Consider the following 7585-nt stretch of genomic DNA (forward strand, 5'->3'; position numbering starts at 1 on the left):
TATTTAATATGCACAACGGGTAAGAATCATTCATTTTCAGAATAACTTCTGTCTTGGTAAATGGATATTTAATTCTTTTCAGAATTTTCTCTAAATCTTCTGTTGTATATTAGGAGTGGAGTCAAAACCTGTAATTCCTTTTTGTAATTTCATAAATTTTGGTCGTCAATATATTTTAAAAGTAATATTTATTCTTTCAATTTATTTGATTCTCAATTTTAGGAAATTGTTAAATTTTTAAATTATATTTTATGAATCTGATATGATTTATTGTGCCTTATTTAACAAATTCATTACCTTTGTTTCTTTACTTTTGAGAATAACAAAACCATAAATTATTATAACATGAAAAAACTTATATTTTCGGTATGTTTTACAACTATTTCGTCTATTATTTCTTTTGCACAAACTAAAAAGGAGAACATAAAAGTAATCTACAACACAGATTTTATTTTAGATTTCGATAAGATCAAAAGTAGTATCCCTGCTGCGTATCAAGCGAGTTTCAAAAGTGAAATAGATCGCGGAATTTCGGTGAAATTTGTATTGGAGAGTAATGGTAAAATGTCTTCTTTCAAACCTGAAATTAAAATTGATAATAATCAATCCAATGACAATTCTATTGTGCAGATGATTATTGCTGCAGAAGCAAATCCACAATATAAAGATTATGAAAAAAATGAATTTTATAATGTGAAAGATTTTGGCGTGAAAACCTTTTTGATTAAAGATAAAATCTTTGATTATCAATGGAAAATCACAAAAGAAAAAACAGAAATAGCAGGTTATAACGCGACAAAAGCAGTTGGAATAGATGAGGAAGGAAGAGAGGTGATAGCGTGGTATACAACAAGTTTACCTTATAGAGATGGTCCTTATCGTTATGCAAATTTACCAGGATTGATTGTGAAAGCAGAAATGTCAGAAGATGAGTTCAAGGCTATTTTTACAATGAAAGAAATCGAAATTTTAGATAAAGATATTGTGATTACTTTGCCAACAAAGGGAAAAGTTGTGACAGACAAAGAATTTATGGCGGAAATGAAAGCAATGAATGAACGTCATAAGCAAGTAAATCAAGGAGTTGATAAATAACAAAAGTGAGTTGCAGAAATGTGACTCTTTTTTTGAATAAATATTATTGATTTAATCAATCAATTAAACGAATAATCATTTTAATTTTTGATAATTCTAATCTGTTACTTTTGGAAAAATTAGATATATGACAAAGAAAGGAAATCACTACAAATTAACGTTAGAACAGACCGAATTATTAGACAAAGATGCACCATTACAGGCTCCAATCGTTTTAGATTTTATGAATCATGATGAGATTTTTAAGATTATTGAAATGATAAAATCTAAAAATCCGTTCGAAAATGAAAATCAATCAGTAGAATTTGCAATAGGTTTAAAGTTGTTTTTGGAAGTGGTTATGAAGAATAAAAACAATCCAATTTTTGAGGATTTACTTCCTGCGATAAAAGTTTTTATGCCTAAATTGAAAGAAAATTTAAAGTAAAAAAAGATGATTTGGCAAAATGAACTAACAGCATTATTTGGCGTAAAATATCCGATTATTCAAGCGCCAATGTTTGGAGTAACGACATCAGAAATGGTTGCTGCAGCAAGTAATTGTAACTGTTTAGGTTCTTTGCCAATTGCTGATTTGGATGCAGAAAATTCATTGAAGCGAATTTATCAAACCAAAAAATTAACGAATAAACCTTTTGCTATCAATATTTTTGCGAACGATATTCCTGAAATCACACCAGAATTAAAGCAAAAGTATAATGCAACAAAAAATAAGTTAATTGAGCTTGCGCGTCTACAAAACTTTGATATCGTTTTTCCTGAGATTGAAGCTGTAAAACCAAATGGTTATAAGGAACAAATAGAAGTAATTTTACAAGAAAAGTGCAAAATCTTGAGTTTTACTTTTGGCAATTTTGACGATAATTCTATTAATCGTCTTAAAGAACATCATGTGACATTAATAGGGACTTGTACAACGCTGGAAGAAGCGATACAATTGGAAAAATCGAATATTGATGTGATTTGTGTACAAGGAATTGAAGCAGGTGGGCATCGTGGAACATTTAATCCAGATATTTTGCCTCAAATTGGTGGCTTTTCATTGTTTTCGCAAGTAAAGGATGTTGTAAAAAAGCCGTTGATTTTTGCTGGTGGAATTTATGATACGAAAACACTTTTGGCTGCTAAACAATTGGGTGCAGATGCTTTTCAGATTGGTAGTTTGTTTTTGTGTTCCAATGAAAGTGCTTTAAAATCCTTCGAAAAAGAACGATTAAAAAATGTAAGGGAAAGTGAAATTATCTTGACGAAAAGTTTTTCTGGAAGATATGCACGAGGAATTGAGAATGAATTTATTCATTTATTTGAAAACTCTGAGTTTGTTTTACCTTATCCTTATCAAAATAAATTAACAAATCCGTTGAGAAATGCTTCTAAATTGAACGAAAATACAGCGTTTACTAATTTATGGTTAGGACAATCTTTTAAAAATTTTGAAGAAGATTCTACATCTAATCTTCTTCAAAAATTAATTGATTCTGTGGAAAATTATCAATAATTATCGCATCGATTTTTCAATTCTTCTATCTGGAATTAGCCATAGTAAAGCAATTAAAGCATAAATGACAATACCAATTTCTGGTTTTACAAATGAAATTCCGATTCCAGCCAAATAACCAATACTCGAAGAAATTTCTTTAAAACTTCTACTCACAGATTTCCCAATTATTGATTCTTTTCCTTCTTGTTTTACAGCGATTTTTTCAATAATCATAAATGCTACACTGCTCATAAATAAGACAAATCCATAAAAAGCAACTGGAAAAGTTGAGTCGTAATTTTCGCCCATCCAACCTGTGGAAACTGGTAATAAAGACAACCAAAAAAGCAAGTGCAAATTACTCCATAAAATTCCGCCATTTACTTTCTCAATCGCCTGAAAAAGATGATGATGATTGTTCCAATAAATTCCAACATAAATAAAACTGAACAAATAATTCAGAAATTTTGGGATATAAGGTTTCAAACTCATTATATCATCTCCAAGCGGAACTTTCAGATCCAAAACCATAATGGTAATAATAATTGCAAGAACGCCATCGCTAAAAGCTTCTAATCTGTTTGTAGTCATAGGTTTTATTAGTTTTTTTATTATTCAGAATGATGCTAATTTATCAAAATTATCGTAACAATTAGGGATTTGTTTTAAAATTTCTATTATATTTATTTTCATAATTTTAAACAAAGTTTCTCGTAAATAGAGATAGTTTTATGAATACTTTTATTGCAATTCTGAGAGGTATAAATGTGAGTGGTAAAAAAATCATCAAAATGGATGTTTTAACCAAACTTTTAGAGGAACTTAGACTGGAAAATGTTACCACTTACGTGCAAAGTGGAAATGCAGTTTTTTCGACAAATTTGACTGATATCAAAGAAATTGGAGATTTAATTCACGATAAAATTGTAGAAAGTTTATCTTTTGAAGTTCCAATTTTGATTTTAACCATCGAAAAATTAAAAAACATCATCGAAAATAATCCATTCTTAAAGGATTTTAGCATCGATAAAGAGTTTTTGCATTATACATTTTTAGCCAATAAACCTGAGGAAATAAATACTGAAAAAGTTGAAAATTCGAAAACTGAAGATGAACAATATTTTATTGCTGATGATGTCGTTTATTTGTATTGTCCTTCTGGTTACGGAAAAACAAAATTGACCAATAATTTTTTCGAAAATCTATTTAATGTAAGTGCTACTACACGTAATCAAAATACAACAACTGCTTTATTGCAATTAGCATTGATGAGAGAAAATTAAATTACAGATATAAAAAAAACCGTTATTAATCATTTAATAACGGTTTTTTATCTTTTTGAATGAAATTATTCAGCGATTAATTTATCTAATAAATCATTAATTTCTTTATCGTTCCAATCTCTCGTTTTTGTTTCTTTCAACACAACTTCACCTTTTTTATTTAAGATATAAGTTGTTGGAAAAACCTTTGGTAACATATTATTCGAAATTGGACTATTTGGCTCATAAACTGGCATTGTATAATTATTTTTTTGCAAAAAAGGATTAAAAACTGTCGGTTTATCCTGAATAGCAATCAATACAAATTTTACTTTTTGTCCTTTTGCTTCATACAATTTCTGAATTGTTGGCATTTCTGCAACACAAGGAGGACACCAGCTTCCCCAAAAATTTAGGAAAACAACTTCACCACTTTTCTTGAAATCAATCAAGTTTGTATTCGCAGCGCCGTTATGACCAATTAAATCAATATCATAATCACTTTCTGTTAATTCTATATCAGAACCAGCAACGTGGCTATTATCTTCCATTTTACTTTTAAAAAATGTACCAATTGGCGTAAACATAATAGCGACTAAAGCGACAACTACAACGATGGCAAAAATAATTTGCTTATTTCCTTTCATTTTTCTTTTTCAATAAAATCTTACACAAAGATGCGAACAAATATCAAGTTGAACAAATAGAAAAAAATGATTAATTACCGATGTTTTCGTCAATCAAATCTAAAATTTCATTTACAATATCTTCACCTTTATTATTGTTGTAATATTTTTGTAAATCTTCGTGAAAATCATCTGCTGAATACGTATCAGGATTACTTTTGAAACGCGCCAACATTTCCATTCCAGCTTGTGGACGAGGACCAAAACGGAAAGCTTCTTCATTTTCATCATTCACTCCAATAATAATCGGAATAGAAGCTGCACCATTTGTTTTGTATTTTTCCATCAACTCCATGTTTTCATCACGTAAAACATAATGCGTCGAAACTTGAAGTGCATTTGCCAATTTCTCCACAACAGGTAAAATTTGAGATGCATCTCCACACCAACCTTCTGTAATTACTAATAATTTTAAATTATTTGTAGTTGATTTAACGCGTATTTCTTGAGCAGGATTTAAACTGAATGTTTTAAAAATTCTGTTCATGCGTTGCAATCCCAAAGCATAATATTGTACATATTCTTTCGGATCATCGTTTTCGATTTCGTTTTCCAAATCATCTTCAACGCGTGTGATATAATCTTCGTATGATAAACCTTTGTTGATGTATTCTGTTAAATTCATTTGATTCTAATTTGTTACAAATATAAAGCAATTCTACGAGCTTATTTTGTAACAATGATGACATTGTTTATCGTTAAAATTTGGTAAATTGCGACTTTCGAAAGTAGAAAAATGTATCAAAATCCATTAAAAAAAACAATAGAATATTTAAAAGGTGCTGGACCTGAGCGTGCTAAAACACTGCAAAGTGAATTCAGAATTTTTAGATACGAAGATTTGATACAGCATTTTCCTTTTCGTTATGTTGATAAATCGAAATTCTATAAAATTTCAGAAATTTCATCAACAGCAGCCGAAATACAATTGAAAGGTAAAATTGTTAGTTTAGAAGAAATTAACCAAGGAAAAGTAAAACGTTTAGTTGGGAAATTTCAAGATGGAACTGGAACTTTAGAATTAGTTTGGTTTAAAGTTTCTTCTTGGCAAAAGGAGAAATTAAGAAATGATCTTTTCAAAGAAGTTGTGATTTACGGAAAACCAAATGTGTTCAATAATAATTTTAGTATTACACATCCTGAAATTGAATTAGTTGAAGACGCTAAAAATATTCCGCTTGGATTATTTCCTGTTTATCCGAGTACTGAAAAGTTGACGAAAAAAGGAATTACGAATCGTGTTCTTCAAAAAATGATGATGAATCTTTTTGCTGAAAATATTGATATTCCTGAGAATTTACCTTTAAATGTTCTCGATCATTATAAATTAGTTGGAAGAAATGACGCGTTGAAAGCAATTCATTTTCCGAAAGATGTAACAGAATTAAATGCAGCAATTCGTCGTCTGAAATTTGAAGAATTTTTCTTTCTAAATCTTGCAAATCTCTCTCAAAAAGCAGTCAATAAACAAAAGAATAGAAGTAATCCTTTCCCAGAAATTGGTCATTATTTCAATACATTTTACAATGAATATTTACCTTTTGAATTGACAAATGCACAGAAAAGAGTGATGAAAGAAATTCGCTTTGATCTTCGTCAACCTGCGCAAATGAATCGTTTGTTGCAAGGTGATGTTGGTTCTGGAAAAACGATGGTTGCATTATTAACGATGTTGATTGCTGTCGACAATGGTTTTCAAGCAGCTTTAATTGCACCAACAGAAATTCTTGCGCAACAACATTACGAAAGTATTACAGAATTATTGAATGGTTTGGATGTTTCGGTTGAGTTATTAACGGGTTCGGTGACAAAGAAAAAGCGTCAACCAATTTTAGAAAATCTTGAAAATGGAAAACTTAAAATCATTATCGGGACGCATGCTTTGTTGGAAGATAATGTGATTTTTCAGAATTTAGGATTAGCGATTATTGATGAACAGCATCGTTTTGGAGTCGCTCAACGTGCTAAATTTTGGAGAAAAGCTAAACTTCCACCACATATTTTAGTGATGACAGCCACGCCAATTCCACGTACACTTTCGATGACAATGTATGGCGATTTGGATGTTTCGGTGATTGATGAATTGCCAAAAGGACGAAAACCTATCAAAACACTTCATAAAACAGATGCGCATCGTTTAAGCGTTTTCAAATTTATGAAAGATGAGATTGCGAAAGGTCGTCAAATTTATGTGGTTTATCCACTGATTGAAGAATCAGCAAAGTTAGAATTGAAAGATTTGATGGATGGTTACGAGAGTATTTCTCGTGCTTTTCCGTTGTCAGAATATGCGATAAGTATTGTGCATGGTCGTCAAAAACCTGCGGATAAAGAATTTGAAATGAATCGTTTCAAAAATAATGAAACTCAAATTTTGGTGGCGACAACTGTGATAGAAGTAGGTGTTAATGTCCCAAATGCGTCGGTGATGATTATTGAAAATTCTGAACGTTTTGGACTTTCTCAATTGCATCAACTTCGTGGCCGCGTAGGTCGTGGAGCGGAACAATCGTATTGTATTTTGATGACGGGAGGGAAATTGAATGAAGTTTCGAAACGTAGAATTCAGACAATGTGTGAAACTAATGATGGTTTTCAGGTAGCAGAAGTTGACTTGGAATTGCGTGGTCCTGGTGATATGATGGGAACGCAACAAAGTGGAGTTCTCAATCTTAAAATTGCTGATTTAGCGAAAGACAAAGAAGTTTTGTATGCTGCAAGAAAATGTGTAGAAGCTATTCTTTCACAAGATCCGACACTTTCTTCTTCGATTTATGAGCCAACAAAAAAATATTTTATTGAAAATCATAAAGATAAAGTTGGTTGGAGTCAAATTTCTTAAAATTTAACATGAAGGAAACCATTTGTATATTTTTTGGTATAATTTATGTTTATTAAAAAACAAATACAAAATACTGAATTTTATTAGAAACTTTTAATTTTATCAGTTGTGTTAAATGAAATTAACATTAAAAATTATTTTTAACACAATATTAGCGTCAACCAAAAAATTATAGATTATGATGTACACAAATTTAGAACTTATCAGAACTCCACAAGGA

At 30.3% G+C, this 7585-nt stretch carries 8 protein-coding genes; 5 read left to right on the forward strand and 3 right to left on the reverse strand.

What is annotated here, in order from left to right:
• Positions 1-345: 345 nt before the first annotated feature.
• The 3 genes from B2X73_RS14800 (at position 346) to B2X73_RS14810 (ending at position 2593) form a co-directional block, all read left to right on the forward strand.
• Positions 346-1095 (forward strand): GLPGLI family protein, encoded by a 750-nt coding sequence (locus B2X73_RS14800; protein WP_286494806.1) that lies wholly within the window; start codon positions 346-348, stop codon positions 1093-1095.
• A gap of 127 nt (positions 1096-1222) precedes the next feature.
• Positions 1223-1522, forward strand: coding sequence for a DUF3861 domain-containing protein (locus B2X73_RS14805; protein WP_221854444.1), 300 nt, complete (start codon positions 1223-1225; stop codon positions 1520-1522).
• Between the two features lie 6 nt (positions 1523-1528).
• Positions 1529-2593: an NAD(P)H-dependent flavin oxidoreductase gene (locus B2X73_RS14810; RefSeq protein WP_221854445.1), complete on the forward strand. Its 1065-nt coding sequence runs from the start codon at positions 1529-1531 to the stop codon at positions 2591-2593.
• On the opposite strand, the gene B2X73_RS14815 is transcribed toward B2X73_RS14810, so the two are convergent.
• Positions 2594-3166 carry a TMEM175 family protein gene (locus B2X73_RS14815; RefSeq protein WP_115000259.1) on the reverse strand — a complete coding sequence of 191 codons (573 nt, stop codon included), beginning with the start codon at positions 3164-3166 and terminating at the stop codon, positions 2594-2596. It abuts the gene before it with no gap.
• Positions 3167-3306: 140 nt separating this feature from the next.
• On the opposite strand from B2X73_RS14815, the gene B2X73_RS14820 reads away from it, so the two are divergent.
• Positions 3307-3858 carry a DUF1697 domain-containing protein gene (locus tag B2X73_RS14820; protein WP_115000257.1) on the forward strand — a complete coding sequence of 184 codons (552 nt, stop codon included), beginning with the start codon at positions 3307-3309 and terminating at the stop codon, positions 3856-3858.
• 65 nt (positions 3859-3923) lie between these two features.
• Here B2X73_RS14820 and B2X73_RS14825 read toward each other — a convergent pair whose 3' ends face one another.
• Together B2X73_RS14825 and B2X73_RS14830 are read right to left on the reverse strand one after the other, a co-directional pair.
• A complete protein-coding gene (locus B2X73_RS14825) occupies positions 3924-4484 on the reverse strand; it encodes a TlpA family protein disulfide reductase (protein ID WP_115000255.1) in 561 nt (186 codons plus the stop codon).
• Between the two features lie 70 nt (positions 4485-4554).
• Positions 4555-5148, reverse strand: a complete 594-nt coding sequence (locus B2X73_RS14830) for a thioredoxin family protein (protein WP_115000253.1) — start codon at positions 5146-5148, stop codon at positions 4555-4557.
• Positions 5149-5259: 111 nt separating this feature from the next.
• On the opposite strand from B2X73_RS14830, the gene recG reads away from it, so the two are divergent.
• Entirely contained in the window at positions 5260-7365 is a 2106-nt protein-coding gene (recG, locus tag B2X73_RS14835; RefSeq protein WP_286494808.1) for an ATP-dependent DNA helicase RecG, read from the forward strand.
• Positions 7366-7585: the final 220 nt, after the last annotated feature.

It is taken from the genome of Empedobacter sp. UBA7252 (assembly GCF_002472765.1).
GTDB lineage: Bacteria > Bacteroidota > Bacteroidia > Flavobacteriales > Weeksellaceae > Empedobacter > Empedobacter falsenii_B.